Source organism: Nitrospira sp. Nam74 (assembly GCF_965152615.1).
The window spans coordinates 1,134,445-1,153,581 of sequence record NZ_OZ224220.1 but is presented as its reverse complement, the minus strand read 5'-3'; the positions used below and the strand labels follow the sequence as shown (position 1 = coordinate 1,153,581).

At 54.9% G+C, this 19,137-nt stretch carries 24 protein-coding genes; 6 read left to right on the top strand and 18 right to left on the bottom strand.

The annotated features are described in order from the left end of the window. Positions 1-5 precede the first annotated feature (5 nt). Together ACWHYZ_RS05595 and ACWHYZ_RS05590 are read right to left on the bottom strand one after the other, a co-directional pair. Positions 6-725: a 2-oxoacid:acceptor oxidoreductase family protein gene (locus tag ACWHYZ_RS05595; RefSeq protein ID WP_447986300.1), complete on the bottom strand. Its 720-nt coding sequence runs from the start codon at positions 723-725 to the stop codon at positions 6-8. A 61-nt stretch (positions 726-786) separates the two neighbouring features. Beyond that, on the bottom strand, positions 787-1,683 hold the full coding sequence (locus ACWHYZ_RS05590) for a thiamine pyrophosphate-dependent enzyme (RefSeq protein WP_447986299.1): 897 nt from the start codon (positions 1,681-1,683) through the stop codon (positions 787-789). Between the two features lie 402 nt (positions 1,684-2,085). Between ACWHYZ_RS05590 and ACWHYZ_RS05585 the strand changes: the two genes are divergently transcribed. The 4 genes from ACWHYZ_RS05585 to ACWHYZ_RS05570 all read left to right on the top strand — a co-directional run bounded on the left by ACWHYZ_RS05585 (position 2,086) and on the right by ACWHYZ_RS05570 (position 4,523). Continuing rightward, on the top strand, positions 2,086-2,334 hold the full coding sequence (locus ACWHYZ_RS05585) for a methylenetetrahydrofolate reductase C-terminal domain-containing protein (RefSeq protein ID WP_447986298.1): 249 nt from the start codon (positions 2,086-2,088) through the stop codon (positions 2,332-2,334). Beyond that, positions 2,331-2,744, top strand: a complete 414-nt coding sequence (queF, locus tag ACWHYZ_RS05580) for a preQ(1) synthase (protein WP_447986297.1) — start codon at positions 2,331-2,333, stop codon at positions 2,742-2,744. The genes ACWHYZ_RS05585 and queF overlap by 4 nt, the downstream gene beginning before the upstream one ends. 459 nt (positions 2,745-3,203) lie before the next feature. Beyond that, positions 3,204-3,575 carry a DUF4864 domain-containing protein gene (locus ACWHYZ_RS05575; RefSeq protein ID WP_447986296.1) on the top strand — a complete coding sequence of 124 codons (372 nt, stop codon included), beginning with the start codon at positions 3,204-3,206 and terminating at the stop codon, positions 3,573-3,575. 144 nt (positions 3,576-3,719) lie between these two features. Next, positions 3,720-4,523, top strand: a complete 804-nt coding sequence (locus ACWHYZ_RS05570; protein WP_447986295.1) for a symmetrical bis(5'-nucleosyl)-tetraphosphatase — start codon at positions 3,720-3,722, stop codon at positions 4,521-4,523. Positions 4,524-4,584: 61 nt separating this feature from the next. On the opposite strand, the gene ACWHYZ_RS05565 is transcribed toward ACWHYZ_RS05570, so the two are convergent. Genes ACWHYZ_RS05565 through folD form a run of 5 tightly spaced genes read right to left on the bottom strand, consistent with a single transcriptional unit; the run spans position 4,585 to position 8,523 of the window. Then, positions 4,585-5,244 (bottom strand): DUF2238 domain-containing protein, encoded by a 660-nt coding sequence (locus ACWHYZ_RS05565; protein ID WP_447986294.1) that lies wholly within the window; start codon positions 5,242-5,244, stop codon positions 4,585-4,587. Beyond that, positions 5,241-5,894 (bottom strand): DUF2238 domain-containing protein, encoded by a 654-nt coding sequence (locus tag ACWHYZ_RS05560; protein ID WP_447986293.1) that lies wholly within the window; start codon positions 5,892-5,894, stop codon positions 5,241-5,243. The genes ACWHYZ_RS05565 and ACWHYZ_RS05560 overlap by 4 nt, the downstream gene beginning before the upstream one ends. A 60-nt stretch (positions 5,895-5,954) precedes the next feature. Further along, positions 5,955-6,749 (bottom strand): 3-methyl-2-oxobutanoate hydroxymethyltransferase, encoded by a 795-nt coding sequence (gene panB, locus ACWHYZ_RS05555; RefSeq protein WP_447987522.1) that lies wholly within the window; start codon positions 6,747-6,749, stop codon positions 5,955-5,957. A 4-nt stretch (positions 6,750-6,753) separates the two neighbouring features. Further along, on the bottom strand, positions 6,754-7,644 hold the full coding sequence (locus ACWHYZ_RS05550; protein WP_447986292.1) for a methylenetetrahydrofolate reductase: 891 nt from the start codon (positions 7,642-7,644) through the stop codon (positions 6,754-6,756). 24 nt (positions 7,645-7,668) lie between these two features. Beyond that, a complete protein-coding gene (folD, locus tag ACWHYZ_RS05545) occupies positions 7,669-8,523 on the bottom strand; it encodes a bifunctional methylenetetrahydrofolate dehydrogenase/methenyltetrahydrofolate cyclohydrolase FolD (RefSeq protein ID WP_447986291.1) in 855 nt (284 codons plus the stop codon). Between the two features lie 297 nt (positions 8,524-8,820). On the opposite strand from folD, the gene ACWHYZ_RS05540 reads away from it, so the two are divergent. After that, positions 8,821-9,834: a hypothetical protein gene (locus ACWHYZ_RS05540; RefSeq protein WP_447986290.1), complete on the top strand. Its 1,014-nt coding sequence runs from the start codon at positions 8,821-8,823 to the stop codon at positions 9,832-9,834. Positions 9,835-9,842: 8 nt separating this feature from the next. Continuing rightward, positions 9,843-10,559: a hypothetical protein gene (locus ACWHYZ_RS05535; protein ID WP_447986289.1), complete on the top strand. Its 717-nt coding sequence runs from the start codon at positions 9,843-9,845 to the stop codon at positions 10,557-10,559. A 69-nt stretch (positions 10,560-10,628) separates the two neighbouring features. Here the strand turns inward: ACWHYZ_RS05535 and ACWHYZ_RS05530 are convergent, their stop codons facing one another. From ACWHYZ_RS05530 to ACWHYZ_RS05480, 11 genes are all read right to left on the bottom strand, one after another. Then, positions 10,629-11,030, bottom strand: coding sequence for a response regulator (locus ACWHYZ_RS05530; RefSeq protein ID WP_447986288.1), 402 nt, complete (start codon positions 11,028-11,030; stop codon positions 10,629-10,631). Between the two features lie 216 nt (positions 11,031-11,246). Continuing rightward, positions 11,247-11,771 carry a peptidylprolyl isomerase gene (locus tag ACWHYZ_RS05525; protein WP_447987521.1) on the bottom strand — a complete coding sequence of 175 codons (525 nt, stop codon included), beginning with the start codon at positions 11,769-11,771 and terminating at the stop codon, positions 11,247-11,249. Between the two features lie 105 nt (positions 11,772-11,876). Continuing rightward, entirely contained in the window at positions 11,877-12,587 is a 711-nt protein-coding gene (gene rnc, locus ACWHYZ_RS05520) for a ribonuclease III (protein WP_447986287.1), read from the bottom strand. A 31-nt stretch (positions 12,588-12,618) separates the two neighbouring features. After that, on the bottom strand, positions 12,619-13,869 hold the full coding sequence (fabF, locus tag ACWHYZ_RS05515; RefSeq protein WP_447987520.1) for a beta-ketoacyl-ACP synthase II: 1,251 nt from the start codon (positions 13,867-13,869) through the stop codon (positions 12,619-12,621). Between the two features lie 14 nt (positions 13,870-13,883). Continuing rightward, positions 13,884-14,114 carry an acyl carrier protein gene (gene acpP / locus ACWHYZ_RS05510; protein WP_447987519.1) on the bottom strand — a complete coding sequence of 77 codons (231 nt, stop codon included), beginning with the start codon at positions 14,112-14,114 and terminating at the stop codon, positions 13,884-13,886. 95 nt (positions 14,115-14,209) lie between these two features. After that, positions 14,210-14,953 (bottom strand): 3-oxoacyl-[acyl-carrier-protein] reductase, encoded by a 744-nt coding sequence (gene fabG / locus ACWHYZ_RS05505; protein WP_447986286.1) that lies wholly within the window; start codon positions 14,951-14,953, stop codon positions 14,210-14,212. A gap of 31 nt (positions 14,954-14,984) precedes the next feature. Next, the gene (fabD, locus tag ACWHYZ_RS05500; RefSeq protein WP_447986285.1) at positions 14,985-15,923 is read right to left on the bottom strand and encodes an ACP S-malonyltransferase; all 939 of its coding nucleotides are present in this window, start codon (positions 15,921-15,923) and stop codon (positions 14,985-14,987) included. A gap of 158 nt (positions 15,924-16,081) precedes the next feature. After that, entirely contained in the window at positions 16,082-17,056 is a 975-nt protein-coding gene (locus tag ACWHYZ_RS05495; RefSeq protein ID WP_447986284.1) for a beta-ketoacyl-ACP synthase III, read from the bottom strand. Next, positions 17,053-18,081, bottom strand: coding sequence for a phosphate acyltransferase PlsX (plsX, locus tag ACWHYZ_RS05490; RefSeq protein ID WP_447986283.1), 1,029 nt, complete (start codon positions 18,079-18,081; stop codon positions 17,053-17,055). Before plsX ends, ACWHYZ_RS05495 begins: the two co-directional genes overlap by 4 nt. A 186-nt stretch (positions 18,082-18,267) precedes the next feature. After that, positions 18,268-18,453: a 50S ribosomal protein L32 gene (gene rpmF, locus ACWHYZ_RS05485; RefSeq protein ID WP_447986282.1), complete on the bottom strand. Its 186-nt coding sequence runs from the start codon at positions 18,451-18,453 to the stop codon at positions 18,268-18,270. 46 nt (positions 18,454-18,499) lie between these two features. Next, on the bottom strand, positions 18,500-19,096 hold the full coding sequence (locus tag ACWHYZ_RS05480) for a YceD family protein (RefSeq protein WP_447986281.1): 597 nt from the start codon (positions 19,094-19,096) through the stop codon (positions 18,500-18,502). Positions 19,097-19,137 lie beyond the last annotated feature (41 nt).

Sequence of the window (19,137 nt, the reverse complement as noted above, 5' to 3'; positions counted from 1 at the left end):
AGAGGTTATGCCTTTGCAGTCGCCGCATCTTCCGCCTTCTTGGCGGCCTTGCTGATTTCATCCCAACCGTTCTTCGCGGCAAAATCCCAGCCAGCCTGAATCACCGCCACGTTCTTATCAATTAGTTCCTGCTTTTTCTTGAACTTCCGCTCGACGACGCTGTCGAGAGCGGCCGTTCCACCAGAGACCACGAAACCTTTGCCGAGAAAACGGTCCTTCACGGCCTGCGAAAGCGCCTCAATCGTCGTTAAGCCGGTAATGCAGCCGATGGCCCCCATTAAGGCCATATTTGTGGCCAAGTCCATCCCTGCCACTTCGAGCGAGAGATTAGTCGCCGGGAGGTAATACATACGCGCCCGGCGCTCTTTGAGCTCGGCCGCCTGATCCCGATGCAACTTCATGGGACCATCGTTGTTGATCAAGCAAACGCCGTCTTCCTTCAATCCGAAGTAGAACGGCATGGTATAGGACTTGCCATGCGTAATGACTTGCGGGTGGAAGATAATAATGATGTGCGGGAACGTAATTTCGCCAATCTCATAGATCGGCTCGTCTGAGACGCGCACATAGCTCTCCACCGGAGCCATACGCTTTTCCGAACCATAGAACGGAACGATTGTACTTTCTCCGCCTGCGTTGATCACTGCCGTGCTCAAAATGTGTGAGCCAGTGACAACACCCTGCCCGCCTACACCCGCCATTCGGATATTAAAACGCTTCGCCATGGCCATTTCTCCTTACGCAATCAATCTTGGAGCGCTTCGACTTCGGGCTGACAATTCCCATTTAGGCCTTTGGAATGGCAGGAGTTGCTGCCGGCTTCGGCAAGAACTCCTTATAGCCATAGCGCTCGCCCAGATATTGCTTGGCTTCGTCGGTGAAGTACTCGGTGAACGCATACCGATCGTTCTCAACGTTCTTGGCATCCTCCATGACCTTGTCGGTGGGGATGGCATATTCGATATTACAAGACGTGTAGGCTTGGATATAAGTGGGACCGACTTCGCGAGCAATCAATACAGCTTTTTTGATAACGCTTTCCACACGACGCGGGTTGTTCGGGACAACGGTTGCCACATAAGCGCAGCCGGCAACTTTTGCCATAGACACCATGTCCATTTTCTCGAACTTTTTCCCAAGCGGCGCCATCTTCAGTACGGCGCCACGGCTTGTCATACCGCTTTCCTGACCTCCGGTGTTGCCGTAGACCTCATTGTCCAACATGATGGTGGTGAACTTTTCTCTGCGGAACCAGGAGTGCAAGGTACACGAAAATCCAATGTCCGCCATACCACCGTCACCCACCATGACGACCACATCTTTAGGCTTATCACCAAACCGCAGCCTCAATCCACGAGACAGTCCGCTTGCCACACCGTTTTGGTCGCCATAGTTCCCATAGACGAACGGAATGGCAGCCTGAGAAATGGCTAAACGTCCGCAGCCTGCCGTTCCCACTGTGATGGTATCTTCCGGATTGGGGAAAGCAATCATCGCCAGCCGGATGAACAACGTCATGGCGCAACCAGCACACATGGGGTGCTCTTCAAGGATTTCCTTAAACGTCCCCATTTGTGAGACTGAAGTTTTCTTGCCGAAGGGGCCGTGCTCCACCATATCCCGATATTCTTTCGGCATGAACTTTTCGAATCCATTTGAAAATTTCACGTAATCGAGACTCATTGGCCGCCCTCCCTTAAATATACTGATCGTTCTCTTGTCGAGGTCTACCGTTTACACAAACTGACTCAGGTAGAACATCACAACTACTTCAGATTCAAAGCGATTTGAGCAAATGATCCTAGCAAAGCAGCGAAAACATTGTCAACGGAAAACTCACCAAAACGGTCACTTCACTCGCAGGTTGAATCGTATTCCTTGCTGCAACACAATGCAACTCAACAGAAGGCCCACCGGGAACGAAAGAAGGCCTAGCGTGACCCTCCAAAAGTAGGCCATTGGTCCCAACTTCGGCGAACCCGTGAACAACCCCAATAAAGTCACGGGTTACACGAAACTCGTTCGCCCACTCTCCTTTTATCTTCCGATTGCCGAATCGCTAGGAATCGGTATACAGTAGTGCCTATGCCGTTACGGGTGATCATCCCTGGGGAAGAAAATGGCGAGGAGCATTGCGGTGGGGTGCATACTCGACCGCCTATTCCTGATGGGTCCCTCAAAGCCGAATGCCCTAAGTTCATGAGCCATGGACCTTGTGGCGGCGTGCGGAAGGGAGGGTTCTGTGAGGTCTATCCGGACATGATGTGCCCCTGGGTGACCCTCTATTTTCAATTGGAGAAGATTGGACAGGTCGAGTGGATGAAACAAGTATGACACGTCAATCCAAAACGAAAACAGACTTTAAGAAACTCGGGTACAACGAACGGCATGCTCAAAGTGGCATCACCTCGAAACTCCCCGGGATTGACACATGGCCTAACCAGTACAAGGGCTATGAAATCACGATCGAAATACCCGAGTACACGGCGATTTGCCCGAAAACCGGACTGGCCGACTTTGGGACTATCCGGTTGAAATATATGCCCGATAAAGCCTGTCTCGAATTAAAATCGCTGAAGCTGTATATCCATGCATACAGAAATCTAGGCATTTTCTATGAGAATGCCGTCAATCGGATTCTTCAGGATGTCGTCACGGCGTGCCGGCCTGTTTGGGCCAGCGTCACTGGCGAATTTACCGCGCGAGGCGGTCTTCGCAGTACGATAGAGGCAAAATACCCCTAGGCCAAACCTTTCGCTCCCCTTCTGCCACGCTGTCCTTTCTTCGAGTCTCGGATCATGCCAGCGGCACCTATTGAAATCCTGAAGTGATCCGCCGATCCAGTTCCTGTTGCTAGTTTCTACTCTTATCCGCGCCTGGATCCACTGAGGAGCGGTGGCGGCTCATGCACAGATGTGGCAAATGCCAGCGGAAGCACCGTGAGCTTCAAGGCGACCTCGATGTCTTGTCACACTCAAGTTCGGCAGGCAAGACACCGGACGTCACTCAAAAGCTTCTTCAAGGACTCTGCCGGCGTTCGTAAGGATTAGGGAGCTAATCGGCGACAGACTGCTTTACGCTGCCGGCCTGCGTTCCTTGACACAATCACACGTTGTCCCTACCTTTTATAAAGACCGCTTGATAAGCAGGGAATCTGGCGTCTCCCCAAAACTTAAGTGTAGTGTGGGACCAGCGAACGTTTCATGAGAAGATTCATTATTTTGATAATGATTCCATGCGGTCTCGCATGGTGGTTTTGGGGACGAACACTCGAACCTGCAAGAGTCGTACATGCGCAGCTTGAAGCAATTAGTCAGCACGATTATCAGAAAGCTTACGGCTACCTTTCCGCCGACACACAGTCCCGCCTTTCTTTGGAATCATTTCAAGAGATGGTGCAGAAGAATTCAGTGGTCGCCAATAACTATACGGGTGAATTTCTCTCTCGAAAAATCGACAACGACATCGCCACCTTTTCCGGTCATGTCCGAACCTTCAATAAAGAAAAAGTGCCCGTGACCTATGTCTTGAAGAAAGACGGAGACCGCTGGGTCATTCAAGACTTCCGCTTCTAACTTTCATCCACCTCCGCTTGAAACGATTCTTATACTGTACCTGTCTCACTGGATGGCTTAACGTCCGCCTATCACGTCTTGTTTTTTCCCGTCTCTCTCGCGTAGGCTTGCCGCCTTACTTCTGCGCAACGCCCTACTCACGCTATGGCGATATACGCAATCGGTGATGTCCAAGGATGTTTCTCCGCATTGGAGCGGCTCGTCCAGCAGCTGCACTTTGATGCCCTGAAAGATCGCCTGTGGTTCGTTGGCGATCTGGTGAACCGCGGGCCTGATTCGGCTACGGTCTTACGCTATATCAGAGATCTCGGCAACGCGGCCGTCACAGTACTGGGCAATCACGATCTGCATTTGCTGGCCGTTGGCGCCGGCTGCGCTCCGGCCCGGGAGAAAGATACCTTTCACGATGTGCTGAATGCGCCGGATCGCGAGGAGCTGCTTGAATGGTTACGACGCCGGCCTTTGGTGTACAGAGAAGCCGATATCGCTCTCCTCCACGCCGGCCTCTTGCCGCAATGGAGCGTGAAGGATGCCGACACCTATGCGAAAGAAGTGCAATCGATCTTACAGTCGGCCGACTACCAAAGTTTTTTGAGCGCGTTGTACGACGACAGGCGAGTGCGTCAATGGTCCAGCGGCATGACCGGTATCGATCGATTAGCGGTGATCACAAAGGTTTTAACGCGGCTGCGGGTCTGTACCATGGAAGGGAAAATGGACCTCTCGTTCAAACGTCCGCCGGAACAGGCGCCGAGCGGCTATCTTCCATGGTTTCAAGTTCCGCATCGCCTCAACACCGACGCCACGATTCTTTTCGGCCATTGGGCTGCCTTAGGCCTGCATCTACAAGACAATGTCATGGGGCTCGATACCGGGTGCGTATGGGGAAGACAGTTGACGGCGATACGACTGGAAGATCGACACCTGTTTCAGGTTTCCTGCGAATGAGACCCAAGGCCAGGGAGTTATACTTCTAGTAAACTCCGTCGGTGCGCCTCCGTAGCAAGCTTCAGGAAACGTTTACTTGAGGGCACTGTACAGGTTTCGACATCGCGGAGGTCAGCCCGACGGTGATCAGCGCACCGATGATGGCCATGGTCATATCTTTTTGGGCATCCCATACGTCTCCCTGCGTGCCGAGATAGGCATCACCGAGTTCAGGGCTGGCTATCTGGGCAACCCATGATTCGACCACTTCAAAAATCCCGCTTAGCGAAATCACCGCGATCGCGGCCATGAACAATGCCCATCCCGTCCCTACTTTTGACGCTTTGAGAAAGAGTTCATAGGCCGGGTACGCCAACAGGAAACCAAAGGCGAAATGCACAATGCGATCAAAATGGTTGCGGCTCAGATCGAAGAGATCTTTCATCCAGAAGCCGAACGGCACCTTTGCATAGGTGTAATGCGCGCCGACAGCATGCAGCACCATAAAGACCGTGATTAGAATGTATGAAACATCGGAAAAGGCGAATCGGCGGTAGGTAAGGATCAAGACCGCCACCGTGGTCACCGCCAATAAGTTTTCCAGGAGCCAGTCTTTACGGTCGACGGGCGATACGGCCAGCACACACCACACGATGAGATAAGACGCCAGCAACAGGACATGAAGCCTGGGCGGTCCTGATTTCTGCTTCTGCGGCGCCGTGAGTGCGGCAGTCACCGTCATGATGACTCGTCAAGCGCTAGTGCAGAGCCGCGAACACCCGCCCGGGATCGGTCCACAAGTTTCCGGCTTATCACGATCAGTACCACGCAAAGCAACGATCCATAGAGTGCCGCTGTCATATCTTTTTGCGCATCCCACACATCGCCCTGCGAGCCAAGAAATGTGAGGCCGAGCTCGGGCTTAAAGACTCGAGCCACCCACGATTCGAGAATTTCCCATAGCCCGCTCAAACCGAGTATGGTCATCACGGGAAGGTAGTAGATCAGCCATCCACGGACGGACGTGAACACACGAAACCATTCTTCCAAGGGGTACGTCAGCAAGAACCCAAAACTGAAGTGCACAATGCGATCAAAATGGTTGCGGTTCAGGTGAAGCGCCTGCTGCATCCACTCGCCTAAGGGAACTTGGGAGTAGGTATAATGGACCCCAATCGTATGCAAGGTCAGAAAGAGTGTAATGAGACAATAGGACGCCGTCGACAATGGAAACAGCCGACGCGTCATCGTCAGAACAATGACCAACATGACGGGCAGGATATTGGCCGCAACCCAAAACTGACGACTCACCGGGGCGATCGCCATGGCGGCAAAAAAGACCACGTACCAGCTCAGTAAAGCAGTCAAGACAAGGTTGCGGCGTGTCTTCACACAAACCTCCCTGGTGAGACTTCTATAGTTGACCAAAACGTGAGACTCAACAATACGGCCTTAGTGGTAGCTCTCCGTATCGGATGGAAATTTCCCGCGTTCGACTTCTTCTTGGTAGCGGCGAAGCGCCTGCAGGGCGTCGGCTTTGAGATGAGCGTACGGTTTCACAAATTTGGGGACGAACTGATCGAAAAGACCCAAGAGATCATACAGCACCAACACTTGGCCGTCACAGTCCGGGCCGGCACCGATTCCAATCGTCGGAATGGAGACGGAGTGTGTCACAGTCTTCGCGAGTGCAGCAGGAATGGCTTCCAGTACGATCGCAAAAACGCCGGCAGACTCGAGTGCCTTGGCATCCGATAGCAGCGCATCGGCGGCCTCCGGCTCCTTGGCCTGCACTTTATAGCCGCCATAGCGATTGACGGACTGCGGGGTCATGCCCAGATGGCCCATCACCGGAATGCCGAATCGCGTGATGGCTCGCACCCGGTCGCACACCGCTTCGCCGCCTTCCAGCTTGACGGCGGCCGCACCCGCCTGAAGCAATTGCCCCGCGTTCCGCACCGCGTCGTCGACACTGACCTGATAGGAAAGAAACGGCATATCGGCAATGATAAAGGCGCGCTGCGCGGCGGCCGCCACGAGTTTCGTGTGGTACAGCATGTCATCCATGGTGACCGAGAGCGTATCCTTCTTGCCCTGGACGACGACACCCAAGGAATCTCCCACTAAGATCGTTTCGATCCCGGCCTCTTCAATGATCCGAGTAAACAGCGCATCGTAGGCGGTGACCAAGGCGATCTTTTTTCCGTCTCGCTTGCGTTGTTGAAATTGTGGAACAGTCATGAGGATAACTCTAGCCGAGTTCCGCCTTCGTGAGGATTTCCGGCAGTCGATCGATCGCCTTTATCGCCATGATATGCACGCCATCGCAATGCGGTCGGATGGCCTTAATCGTACGTACGGCGATCTCAACACCCGCGTCCAGCGCATGCTTCTCGCCCGCCTGCCTCAACTCCTCGATCATGTCGGAGGGAACGGAAATCCCGGGAATATTCGCATTCATGAACTCCGCCATTTTCGCTGAACGTAACAGGAGAACTCCAGGCAGCACTTTCACCTTGAACCGGCGGATGCCCTGCATGAACGATGCAAACTGCTCGGGATGATAGATCGCCTGGGTCTGAAAAAACTGTGCACCGGCTTTGACTTTCGTTTCGAATTTCGCCAGCATCGGTCCGAGTGGATCTGCCTCCGGAGTGACGGCGGCCCCAATCATATATTCCGTCGAGCCATCCAGCCTATTGCCCGCCAGATCCCGGCCGTTATTTAAGCCTTGCACAACTTGCATGACTTGTACGGAGTCTAAATCGTAGACCGGCTTGGCATCCTTGTGATCCCCCACGGTGGGATAGTCGCCGGTTAGGCATAGGATGTTTCGAATACCGAGCAGGTGGGCTCCAAGCAAATCGGATTGGATCCCGAGGCGGTTGCGATCGCGACACGTTATCTGCATCACCGGGTCGTGCCCCATTTCGTACAGGAGACGCGACACGGACAATGAGCTGGCCCGCATGACCGCCGCCGTGTTGTCCGTCACATTGACTCCACTCACCCTGCCGACGAGGCTTTTGGCGCTCTCGATGATTGAGGAAATATTCGTGCCCTTGGGCGGGTTGTATTCGATGGTGGCGGCAAACTCACCGCGATCTAAAATCTCTTTGAAACGTCGTGGTCCCCTGCTCATGGAAGTAGCCCTTCTTCGTTAGGCTCAGCCGGCCGCTCGCTTCGCCGACTCCAGTGTGTTATCCAGTAACATCGCAATCGTCATCGGTCCCACGCCGCCGGGAACCGGAGAGATCCAGCCAGCCTTCTGGCTGACGGGTCCGAAATCCACATCGCCGACGAATGTGCCATCCTCAAGGCGATTCACTCCGACATCGATGACGACTGCCCCATCACGGACCATGTCTGCTGTGACGAATTTCGCCTTCCCGATTGCGACCACAAGGATATCAGCCTCCCGACACACGGCCGGCAAATCTTTCGTTTTCGAGTGACATACCGTCACGGTGGCATTCCGATGCATCAGTAACAGCGCGGCGGGCTTGCCCACGATATTGCTCCGACCCACAATGACGGCACGCTTGCCCTCGATGCCCACTCCGGTCGACTCGATCATCTTGATCACCCCCTTCGGCGTGCACGGGGTGAACATTGCCATGCCCTCGACCAACCGTCCCATGTTGTAGGGATGAAAGCCATCGGCATCTTTCAAGGGAGAGACGGCATCGAGGATGACCTTACTGTCGATCTGCTTCGGTAGCGGCAATTGGACGAGGATGCCATGCACCTTCGGATCGGCATTGACCTTTTCGATCAATGCCAGCAGTTCCGCCTGTGTGGTATTCGAGGAAAGTTTGTGTTCATCGACATAGATACCGGCCGCATCACAGGCCTTCTGCTTGTTCTTGACGTACAGTTTCGACGCAGGATCTTCCCCCACAAGAATGGCCGCAAGTCCGGGACGAATCCCGGTTCGGGCATGCAGCTCCGCTACATCTTTTGCAATCCGTTCCCGAATCGTTTGCGATAGTGCTTTACCATCGATCAGTCGTGCCGCCACTATTACCTCTCTTTCTTGAAGCCTCGCAAAACAGATGGGCCAAAACGGGTATCCAACAAGGCCGCAGGCAAAACCAGAGGCGTACCCATGAGTACGTTGAGGATTTTGTTAAGCCGAGAACGAAGTTGGAGACCGTTGTCAGCAATCCGAACCGCTGAACAATACCAGGGCCTTGGAAATCCCGTCAAGCTCCGGCCCTTTCCTTGACAGTATCTTCAGGGGTCCAGTACGATGCGTGACGACTCGATGTAACCACTCTCCTTTGCCGTTCGATCAACCATCGTTCAGTCGATTCTGATGTATACACGCACACAGGGTCAGTTCGTCGCAAAACAAGCGGTTCTATCCGCACTGTGGATTGGCGTGGCATTGCTCTACGCGTGGGGCTGTACGAGTCCGGCTGCGGCTTCGCAGGTCGACGGGCTCCAAACACCACAAAGCTTTCTCGCCGATCCCTCCGGCGAATTCTATTTCATCTCGAATGTCAATGGTGAAGCCGATGCGAAAGACAACAATGGCTTCATTACTAAGCTTGATAAAGCCGGGAAAATTACAGACCTGCATTTTATTCAAGGCGGGCAGAACGGGACGACATTGAACGGTCCGAAAGGCATGGCGATCGTCGACCGTCTTCTCTATGTCGTTGACGTCGATACACTGCGCGGGTTCGACAAAGTCACGGGAAGGACCGCTGTCATCGTCTCCTTAGAGGAACGCCTCTCAGGCAACACTAAACAACCCATCGCGTTAACCGATGTGGCTTACGACGGCAATGGTGCGCTGTATCTTTCGGACACCGAGGCCGATACCATCTATCGCGTCGACATCGCCCAACAGCATGCCGTTTCTATTTTAGCGAAAACCTCAGCCTTGGCCGGGCCGGCCGGTCTCGCGTGGAATGTCAGGACCGGCAAGCTGGTCGCCGTCAGTTGGAACAAGGGAAAGATTCTTGAGATTACGCCGGACGGCACCGTCAGAGAATTGGTATCCAATTCCTTTTTTTCCTCGCGGTTCAACAATCTGAGCGGTGTCGATTTCGACGACTGGGGCAGTATGTACGTCTCGGACTTCTCTGCCGGCAAAGTCTGGCGCATCCGACCGGATATGAAATTTGAGGTGATTGCCGAATATCTGTCGACGCCGGCTGATATCGGGATCGATCGAAAGGGCCATTTGATTCTCGTACCCTACTATTATGGAAATGCGGCCGAGATCAATGGGCTCGAGCGCCCGTCGACTAGTGGACGCTCCAAGAAGCGGAGCCTGTCTGATTATGGATTTGACTGGATGAAGAAAGGGCCAGGCCAGTGAGCAAGTGTGTGTATTGTCATGAACGCAAAGGCAAACGACCGTGTCCGGCGCTGGGAGGATCGATTTGCAGTCAGTGTTGCGGCGAACACCGCATGGCCCGCATCACCTGCCCGACCGACTGCGTGTACCTCGATGGGAACAGCGCCTATCAGCAGAAACGAGCAGGAGAACGCTTTTCGCTGGAGCGCAGGGATTTTTACAAGACGCTGTTCGAGCTGGGAGGCGACCCAGCTGCGGCGCTGTTCAACCTTATCGAGGTCACGACGTTCGGATATTTTCATGATCGACGGGACGGCCAGGATGGAGAAGTCATTGCCGCCGTGCAATCGTTGCGCCGGACACTCAGCCCATTGCATATTCCTGCAGGACCGCCGCCGGTGTTTGCGGAACGTCTCAGAACGGAATACGAAGCCTTTGCCAAGCAACAATCGCAGCGGAAGGACCAGGCGCCTCTTGATCCACACGTGGCCACTGAGGTAATCGATAGAGCTCTCGCGTTCATCACTCAGACATCAGGGAACGGGCTACAATCGACACGCTTTTTGACGGCGCTGATCGGCTACATCAATAATTATCATCCGCAGATCGCCGAACACTTGTCGAAACAAGTCGAAGAAAGCGGTCGCATTCTGCTGCCGGGCCAGATACCCCCGAGCGGTATTGCTCCGGCACTGGAACCCACGCATACTCATCCACACGCACATCATCACGGCCACTATCATTGATGTTCCCCATTGAAATCCCTCATTGATATCCCAGATTAGTCGGATGGGAAGGAGAACAAGCGGTAGGGGTTAGGTCGGCTTCTTTCGAAGCTGATGGAGACGAACCGTCGCGCGAATGACGTCAAGAAGACGCTTGTCACTGACGGGCTTAATAAGATAATCGGTGACACCCTGGTTCTTTAAGACTTCAGTGAGCACGAAATCCGGTGCGCCGGTCATGATGACGAGCGGAATCTGCGGATGGTGACGCTTGAAGTAGGTAATGGCCTGACTACCGTCAACATTCGGCATCTGCAGGTCGCAGATAATGGTGTCCACATTGGACGCGTCCTGATGCTCTCCCATGGTCTGAATGGCTTGAGCTCCATCCTCCGCCTCAATCACGTCATACCCGGCCTTCGTCAGTACCAGCCTGACAGCCTGCCGGACATACACTTGATCGTCGACGATTAACACTCGCCCTGTGGCCATACCGTTCCCCAGACTTCGACGAGTACCAACGCAAGAGGAAGGTCAGTCGGTCTGATCCTGCACTCTTATCTCCCCGGCCGCCATGAGATGCCTATCTGAAACCGCTCACCCGGCGTCGGCCAAGGGGCCCGATTTACTCGAGAGACAACCTCCTCCCAAAGCGGGCACCGTCCAACCGTATGGGCCCGGGAGCACAGGACCACACGAACCCTTCATCTACTCAACCACCGTGACGGTCATCTCAATCCGGTCGGTGGGATTATCCCGGGCATCCCGCGGCTGCATGACAATTTTATCCGCGAACCCCATTCCCTTTACCACTTGGCCAAAGACGGTATATTTGCCATCCAAAAACGGCGAGTCTTCTACAACGATGAAGAATTGTGAACCGGCGCTATCGGGGTCATTCGACCGAGCCATCGAGACGATCCCGCGCTTATGCGGGATATCGTTGAATTCAGCTTTCACGCTATGACCCGGGCCGCCCATTCCATATAATTCTTTTTTGTTGAGGTCCTTCGTGTTTGGATCCCCGCCTTGGATCATGAACCCGGGGATCACCCGATGAAAGATGGTCCCATTGTAGAACCCAGACTTTGCCAATTTGATAAAGTTTTCGACATGCTTGGGCGCTTTGTCGGGGAACAATTTGATTTCGATGTCACCGAACTTCGTCTTAATGATGGCCCTGGGGCCCTTATCCGTCGGCGGCTGAACAGCGGGGGCTTTATCCGCCGCCATGACGGAAGCTTCCCATCCGCCGCACACGGCCAAGGTCATCAACACCAAGCCCAGTATCATTAACCCGCTTCTCGTCCCACGCATGCCGGTCCTCCTGTTTGTACTTCATGACGGCCTCAGTGTATCGGCCAACGCCTGCTTGGCCGCCATCTGTTCGGCTTCCTTCTTCGTTCGTCCGACGCCGACGCCCAGCACATCGCCTCGAACAGTCAATTGCACTTCAAACGTTTTTTGATGATCCGGACCTGATTCCCGCACAATCACGTAGTGTGGCAGCGTGTCGCGTTCCTTTTGACACCATTCTTGTAGCCGTGTCTTATAATCGTGCAATGTCCCAGGACCACCCGTTTCCTGCACGTCCTGGAACTCGTTCGCAAAAATCCGAAGGACAAATTTCCGAGCGACTTCCAAGCCGGCATCGAGGTAAATGGCGGCGACAACTGCTTCAAATGTGTTTGCTAAGATCGACGGCTTTTCACGACCCTGTGTCAGCTCTTCGCCTCGTCCCAGTCTGAGCAACGCGCCAAGATCCAGCCGGCGGGAGGCGGCTGCCAGCGACACTTCACTGACGAGCCTGGCCTTCAATTTCGAGAGGTCTCCTTCTGTCGATTCGGGAAACATGGCAGCCAAATGTTCGCTGATCACCAAGGTGAGGACGGCATCGCCAAGGAACTCCAGCCGCTCATTGTGCTTTGAGTGCTTGTGTCTTGCCTCATTGACGTAAGACTTATGGGTCAACGCTTGATCCAATAGTGTCTGATCGCGGAAACTATGCCCAATGGTCTGTTCGGCAAAATTGGTGGGAGAGTGAGACATCGACGCGTCGCAGATGAGGAAACGTTGTTGATCAGGCCGCGAGCTTTTTAAACAGCAGGCATGCATTGACTCCGCCGAAGCCAAACGAATTGGACAAGACGACGTCCACCGATGTCTCACGAGCGCGTCCAGGCACGTAATCCAAATCACATTCTGGATCGGGATGCTCCAGGTTGATCGTCGGCGGCAAGGAGCCTCGATGAATGGCCAATACGCTGAACGCCGCCTCAATCCCTCCGGCGGCACCCAACAGGTGACCGGTCATCGATTTGGTGGAGCTCACGGGAATGCGTGGCGCCCGTTCCCCAAAGACTCGTTTAATGGCGAGCGTCTCAATCTTATCGGCAAATGTCGACGTCCCATGCGCATTGATGTATCCGATTTCGCTTTTGGCGATCCCCGCATCTCGAATGGCCAACTCCATGCACCGTAGAGCACCTTCGCCGGTATCCGGAGGGGCCGTGATATGATAGGCATCGGCCGTCATTCCATATCCTACGATCTCCGCATAGATTCTGGCACCGCGCTGCCTGGCCGTTTCCAATTCCTCCAACACTAACACGCCGGCGCCTTCACCGAGCACGAACCCGTCTCGATCACGATCGAACGGCCGGCTCGCACGCGTCGGCTCATCATTACGTCTGGATAAGGCCCTGGCGGCACCGAACCCCGCGACACCCAGCGGGGAAACCGCCGCTTCAGCCCCTCCGGCGACCATCACGTCCGCATCGCCCCGTTGAATGAGACGAAAGGCATCGCCGATACAATTGTTGCCCGTGGCGCATGCCGTTACCGCGCACGAGTTCGGTCCACGCGCGCCCAAGCGAATCGCGACCTGTCCGGACGCGAGATTGATGATGGTCATCGGAATGAAAAAGGGCGACACCCGATCGGGCCCCTTTTCTTTGAGGACCGTGTGATAGGCTTCAATGGAAGACAGCCCCCCGATGCCTGATCCGATATAGACCCCGACCCTTTCCGCATTGTCGGGCGTGACTTTCAGCCCGGCATCGTCAGTCGCCAACTGCGCAGCGCCGACGGCAAAATGGATAAACAAATCCATTTTCTTGATTTCCTTTCTTTCGATAAACGCGGCAGGGTCGAAATCCTTCACTTCGCCGGCGATCTGCGTCGAATAGTCGGTGGGATCAAACCGCGTGATCCGTGCAATACCAGACTGCCCGGCGCACAGCGCTTTCCAAGTTTTTTCCAGGCCGATCCCTAGCGGTGTGACGAGTCCGATACCTGTCACAACCACTCGTCTGGCAGCAGGCATATGCATCATGGATGAACCGACTACACCTTTTCCTTGATGTATTCCATCGCTTTACCGACGGTCAGAATCTTCTCGGCATCTTCGTCCGGTATTTCGATATCGAATTCTTCTTCAAACGCCATGACTAATTCAACCGTATCCAACGAGTCGGCTCCCAGATCCTCCACAAAGGACGCCTCCGGAACCACTTCATCCTCGTCTACGCCCAGTTGTTCCGCAATAATTTTTTTGACGCGATCTTCGATCGCCATTGGTTTCTTCACCTCCTCCATAAAGATCCTCCTCTTCCCGGCCTTACGGCCCTCATCGAACAGTGCTACTTCGATCTTGATCTGTCTCTACAAGGTCAGGCCATGAACATTCCGCCATTCACATGAATGACCTGGCCGGTAATATATCCGGCTTCGTCCGATACAAGAAATCGCACGACTGCCGCCACATCGGATGGCTGCCCCAGGCGGCCCAGCGGAATTTGTTTCTGCAACAGGTCCTTGACGTCCGCCGACAATCCTTGCGTCATGGCAGTATCGATGAATCCCGGGGCCACGGCGTTGACCGTGACGGATCGGCTGGCATATTCGCGCGCGACCGTCTTCGTAAACCCAATGACCGCCGCCTTCGAGGCTGCGTAGTTCGCCTGCCCGACATTACCCATGGCGCCGACGATCGACGCAATATTAACAATGCGTCCATACCGCTGCTTGGTCATCGGCTGCATCACCGCTTTCGTACAGTGAAAGGTCCCGTTCAAATTGACTTGCAGCACGAGATTCCAGTCTTCCTCCTTCATTCTGACTAACAGACCGTCGCGAGTGATCCCGGCGTTATTCACAAGGATATCGATTTTTCCCCATTCCTTGAGCACCTGATCAGCCATTGCTTTGACATCGTTCCACTCCGCCACATTCACTTTGATATTGATCGCGCGCCGGCCCAGTTTTTTGATGGCTTCGATGGTTTCTTGGGCCCGCCCTGGATCCATATCGGCGACGGCTACATCGGCGCCATCTTGAGCCAGCCCCTCCGCAATGGTCCGTCCAATTCCTTGCGCGGCACCGGTGACAATCGCAACTTTTCCATCGAGCGGCATCACAACTCCTTCGAGAACAACGAGTGAACGTTCAGGCGTTCAGCCCCTTGAGGGTACGTTCCAAAGACTGCGGATCGTGCACATTAAAGGTCTTCGCGTCCGGGGCGATGCGCTTGACGAGGCCGGTCAGCACGGTGCCGGGCCCCACTTCAATAAAGCTCTTCACGCCCATGCCTTGCAGCACCTTGATCGAATCTTCCCACAGCACGGGAGAAGGAAGTTGCCGTATGACCGATTCCCTGACTTCGGCCGCCACACGTAAGGGTTTTGCTTCGGCATTATTCACGAGCGGCATCTTCAAGTCCGACCACATCGCTCCCTCGACGTCCTGAGCCAGGCGGTCGGCCGCATACTGCATTAATGGCGTGTGCACCGGGACGCTGACCGGTAATGGGATGGCTTTCCGGCAGCCGCTCTTCTTGATCGACTCAATCGCTCGTTCGACCGCAACTTTTTCCCCCGCGATCACGATCTGTCCCGGGCAATTAAAATTCGCCGGGGCCACGACACCCACTGAAGTCGCCTCCCGGCATGCTTCGAGAACTACCTCTTTCGAAACGCCCAACACGGCTGCGACCAGGCCCCGTCCCGAAGGAACCGCCTCCGCCATGTACCGGCCCCGTTTCTGCACCAGCGAGACAGCCGTTTCGAACGTTAATCCACCTGCCGCGACCAATGCGGAATACTCTCCCAAGCTATGGCCAGCCACGGCCGTGACACGGATGCCAGCCGGCTCGAAAGCCCGGAGCGCTGCGATACTCACCGTAAGAAGCGCTGGCTGGGTGTATTCCGTTAAGTTCAACCGATCGGCCGGACCGTCGAAGCACAGAGCGGCGATGTCATAGCCGAGAATCGCTGCGGCGCCTTCATACATCTTCCTGATTTCTGGATCGGCATCATAAAAGGCTCGGCCCATCCCGACCGACTGTGATCCCTGACCGGGAAAAACCAACGCGATATCGGACGTCATATCGGGCTAGATATGAGGGAAACAGTTCCCAATGTCAACGGGAAAAAGGGCTTTGAACACTGAGCGAGACACTTCCAGAAACCTGCGAAATCTTGATTGTGCCGTGACATTTTTCAGAGCCGATCGTTGTGCGGTTGTCGGTTTGCCGATCGTTCCACTCACCACCGGATCAGGGCTGAAGCCCAGGTCAAGCCTGCGCCGAAGGCGCCGATCATCACGAGACTGCCGTCTTTGACTCGCCCCGATTTCACCGCTTCGTCGAGCGCCAAGGGAACTGATGCAGCCGATGTATTGCCATATCGGTCGATGTTCATGAAAATCTTTTCCATCGGTAATTGAAGCCGGTCCGCTACGGCTTTCAGGATGCGGACATTCGCCTGATGCGGCACGTACAGATCGATATCACTGACGGCGAGGCCGTGAGCCGACAAGGTTTCACGCGCAACCTCTTCCAGCGTTTTGATGGCCACCTTGTACGTTTCATTCCCCTTCATTTTGAGATACTGCGCTTTTTCCGTGAGCATTTTCTCACTCGGTGGCATGTCCGACCCGCCGCCCGGCACACAAATCAAATCGCCCAGCGCGCCATCCGATCGCAAATGGGTGGAGAGAATGCCGCGGTCGCCATCTGCAGGGCCGAGCACTGCGGCCCCCGCTCCATCTCCAAAGAGAATACAGGTCCCTCGATCGGTCCAATCAGTAATAGCGGACATGATTTCCGCTCCTACCACCAACACATAGCGTGAGCCTGTTTTGACGTAAGCATCAGCAACCGAGAGCGCATAGACAAATCCGCAGCAGGCGGCGGAAAGATCGCATGCCGCTGCGCGCGAGGCGCCTAATTGAGCCTGGACAAGGCATGCCGTCGACGGCAAGGGTTGATCACCCGTACAGGTGGCCACCAGGATCATGTCGAGATCGGTCGCCTGAATCCCGGCCGCCGTCAAGGCTTGTTGGGCGGCGCGCGTACCGAGATCGGAGCAGGCTTGGCCCGGAGCCGCGATCCGCCGTTCCCGAATGCCTGTGCGTTCGACAATCCAGGCATCGGATGTCGCAACCATCCGTTCCAAGTCGGCGTTGGTCAGCACACGATCGGGTACATAGGCGCCTATGCCGACTATTCTGCTTCTCATGGGGATGATAGTGGCTCGTCTCCTGGTTGCCGGGCAGGACTTTCCTCGATATCCCGCTGAATCAATTCATGCATCCGGCTTTCCGCCAATCCCTTCGCGCGCGCAATTGCGTTTTTGATCGCCTTCGCGGAGGAACGCCCGTGGCAGATCATGCATACGCCGTTCACGCCAAGCAGCGGCGCCCCACCGAACTCCGCGTAGTCGATCCGCCGACGAAGTCGCATCAAGGGACCCGCGAGAAACAGATAGGCCAATCGCCCCAGTCGCGAACTGGCGATTTCCTTCATCAGCAATTTCTTGATCGTATCCGCCACGCCTTCGGAAATCTTCAAAGCGACATTGCCGATGAACCCGTCGCACACGATGACGTCGGCCGCCCCGCTATAGACGTCGCGCCCCTCTACATTGCCGATAAAGTTAATGGGACTTGCCTTCAGCAGGGCAAAGGCCTCTTTTGTGACTTCATTGCCTTTACTATCTTCTTCGCCGATGCTCAAGAGACCGATCCGTGGATTCGCCTTGCCGAACAAATACTTGCCGTACTCATTCCCCATTAAGGCAAACTGCATCAGATGAGGGGCCTCGCAATCGACATTGGCACCCACATCTAACATGATGGCGGTGCCTGTGAGTGTCGGAAGAGACGTCGCTATGGCGGGCCGCTCTACACCTTTGATCACCCCCAGCAGAAAAAAAGCGGCGACCATGCTGGCCCCGGTATTTCCCGCACTGACCACTGCGGCAGCCTCACCGGTCTTGACTAATTCTGTTGCCACCCATATCGAGGAGTCGCGCTTTTTTCTGGCGACTTGCGCGGGTGACTCGTGCATCTCCACGATTTGTGAAGCATGGCGGACCGAGAGACGCGGATCGGTAATCCGAAGACGAGAGAGCTGCTCGCGAAGCGCCGATTCATCACCGACAAGAATGACCTCGACACCCAACTCTGTGGCCGCTTGCAAGGCCCCTTCGACATTCGGAGCGGGACCGTGGTCCCCCCCCATGGCATCAACGGCTATTTTCATTCGATGATTCGTACGCTAACGAGAGAGGATGCTCACAAGGCCACCTATGACTCCCGCACTCTCAGGCATGCGACAAGGCGCGCCTCTTCCGGGGAAGCCCCAGAAAGTGGGGTGCTGGGGCGTAGCTCAGCTACGTTGAGGCAAAGACAGCGCGAAGAACGAAGTTGCGGTCCATCTTCAGCACCCCTAACTTTCCTCAACGGCGATAATGTCCATTCCCTTATATGTCCCGCAATTCAGGCAGGTGTAATGGGGAAGTTTCGGCTCATGGCATTGCGGGCAAACGGAAAAGCTTGGAGGCGTGATCCTCAACTTTTGGGTTCGGCGCTTGTCTCGACGTGCTCGGGATATTTTATGTTTTGGATTTGGCATGGTCTTCCTCGCTTCAGTGTCTATCTCGTGCTAATGCTCACGATGTTTACCGTGACTTTTTTAACCGCTCTTGCAGAATGGCAAATGGGTTTGTTATCGGTGCTTCACTACAGTTACACGGCGCTTCATTTCGATCCTGACCGCAGACAGGACACAGGCCACGGCATTCTACACGACACAGCGGTTGCATCGGAGTGGATAAGATGATGTGCTCGCGGAGCATCTCCGCCAGCTCTACCCGATCGCCTGTGCAGAAATACAGATCATCTTCCTGATCTGATGTTTCGAAGGTCCTTTCCTCATCAGACTCATGACGGCGGTCCTTGGTGGCACGACCTCGGCTTCGACCTGAAGGATCAGGACCCTGATACGATGCCGTGAATGGGACTTCAGCATAGGCTTCGTATTGTTTGAGGCACCGCACACATTCCCGCACGAATGTCCCATCGATGACGCCCTCGACGTAGATCTGGTCCCCGGCTTTTGTCAGGCGCGCCGAGAGAGACAGCGGCCCGCTTACCTGAGCTTCCTCAGGCAACAAACCAAGCTCGTCAGGCTGAACCTCATCAGCAAGATCAAGTCCCTCTTCTAGTATGTCCGTTAACTGAAAGCCGAGCCTTGCCACAGTCGCTACTCCGGTCATATCTCCTATCATCGAAGCCAATCCATTCTACCATCTCGCAG

Bases quoted from the DNA above. Each gene is read 5' to 3' on its own strand.
- ACWHYZ_RS05595 (WP_447986300.1), bottom strand. From the start codon at position 725: ATGGCGAAGCGTTTTAATATCCGAATGGCGGGTGTAGGCGGGCAGGGT.
- ACWHYZ_RS05590 (WP_447986299.1), bottom strand. From the start codon at position 1,683: ATGAGTCTCGATTACGTGAAATTTTCAAATGGATTCGAAAAGTTCATG.
- ACWHYZ_RS05585 (WP_447986298.1), top strand. From the start codon at position 2,086: ATGCCGTTACGGGTGATCATCCCTGGGGAAGAAAATGGCGAGGAGCAT.
- queF (WP_447986297.1), top strand. From the start codon at position 2,331: ATGACACGTCAATCCAAAACGAAAACAGACTTTAAGAAACTCGGGTAC.
- ACWHYZ_RS05575 (WP_447986296.1), top strand. From the start codon at position 3,204: ATGAGAAGATTCATTATTTTGATAATGATTCCATGCGGTCTCGCATGG.
- ACWHYZ_RS05570 (WP_447986295.1), top strand. From the start codon at position 3,720: ATGGCGATATACGCAATCGGTGATGTCCAAGGATGTTTCTCCGCATTG.
- ACWHYZ_RS05565 (WP_447986294.1), bottom strand. From the start codon at position 5,244: ATGACGGTGACTGCCGCACTCACGGCGCCGCAGAAGCAGAAATCAGGA.
- ACWHYZ_RS05550 (WP_447986292.1), bottom strand. From the start codon at position 7,644: ATGAGCAGGGGACCACGACGTTTCAAAGAGATTTTAGATCGCGGTGAG.
- ACWHYZ_RS05540 (WP_447986290.1), top strand. From the start codon at position 8,821: ATGTATACACGCACACAGGGTCAGTTCGTCGCAAAACAAGCGGTTCTA.
- ACWHYZ_RS05530 (WP_447986288.1), bottom strand. From the start codon at position 11,030: ATGGCCACAGGGCGAGTGTTAATCGTCGACGATCAAGTGTATGTCCGG.
- ACWHYZ_RS05525 (WP_447987521.1), bottom strand. From the start codon at position 11,771: ATGGCGGCGGATAAAGCCCCCGCTGTTCAGCCGCCGACGGATAAGGGC.
- rnc (WP_447986287.1), bottom strand. From the start codon at position 12,587: ATGTCTCACTCTCCCACCAATTTTGCCGAACAGACCATTGGGCATAGT.
- fabF (WP_447987520.1), bottom strand. From the start codon at position 13,869: ATGCATATGCCTGCTGCCAGACGAGTGGTTGTGACAGGTATCGGACTC.
- acpP (WP_447987519.1), bottom strand. From the start codon at position 14,114: ATGGCGATCGAAGATCGCGTCAAAAAAATTATTGCGGAACAACTGGGC.
- fabG (WP_447986286.1), bottom strand. From the start codon at position 14,953: ATGCCGCTCGATGGAAAAGTTGCGATTGTCACCGGTGCCGCGCAAGGA.
- fabD (WP_447986285.1), bottom strand. From the start codon at position 15,923: ATGACGTCCGATATCGCGTTGGTTTTTCCCGGTCAGGGATCACAGTCG.
- ACWHYZ_RS05495 (WP_447986284.1), bottom strand. From the start codon at position 17,056: ATGAGAAGCAGAATAGTCGGCATAGGCGCCTATGTACCCGATCGTGTG.
- plsX (WP_447986283.1), bottom strand. From the start codon at position 18,081: ATGAAAATAGCCGTTGATGCCATGGGGGGGGACCACGGTCCCGCTCCG.
- rpmF (WP_447986282.1), bottom strand. From the start codon at position 18,453: ATGCCAAATCCAAAACATAAAATATCCCGAGCACGTCGAGACAAGCGC.
- ACWHYZ_RS05480 (WP_447986281.1), bottom strand. From the start codon at position 19,096: ATGACCGGAGTAGCGACTGTGGCAAGGCTCGGCTTTCAGTTAACGGAC.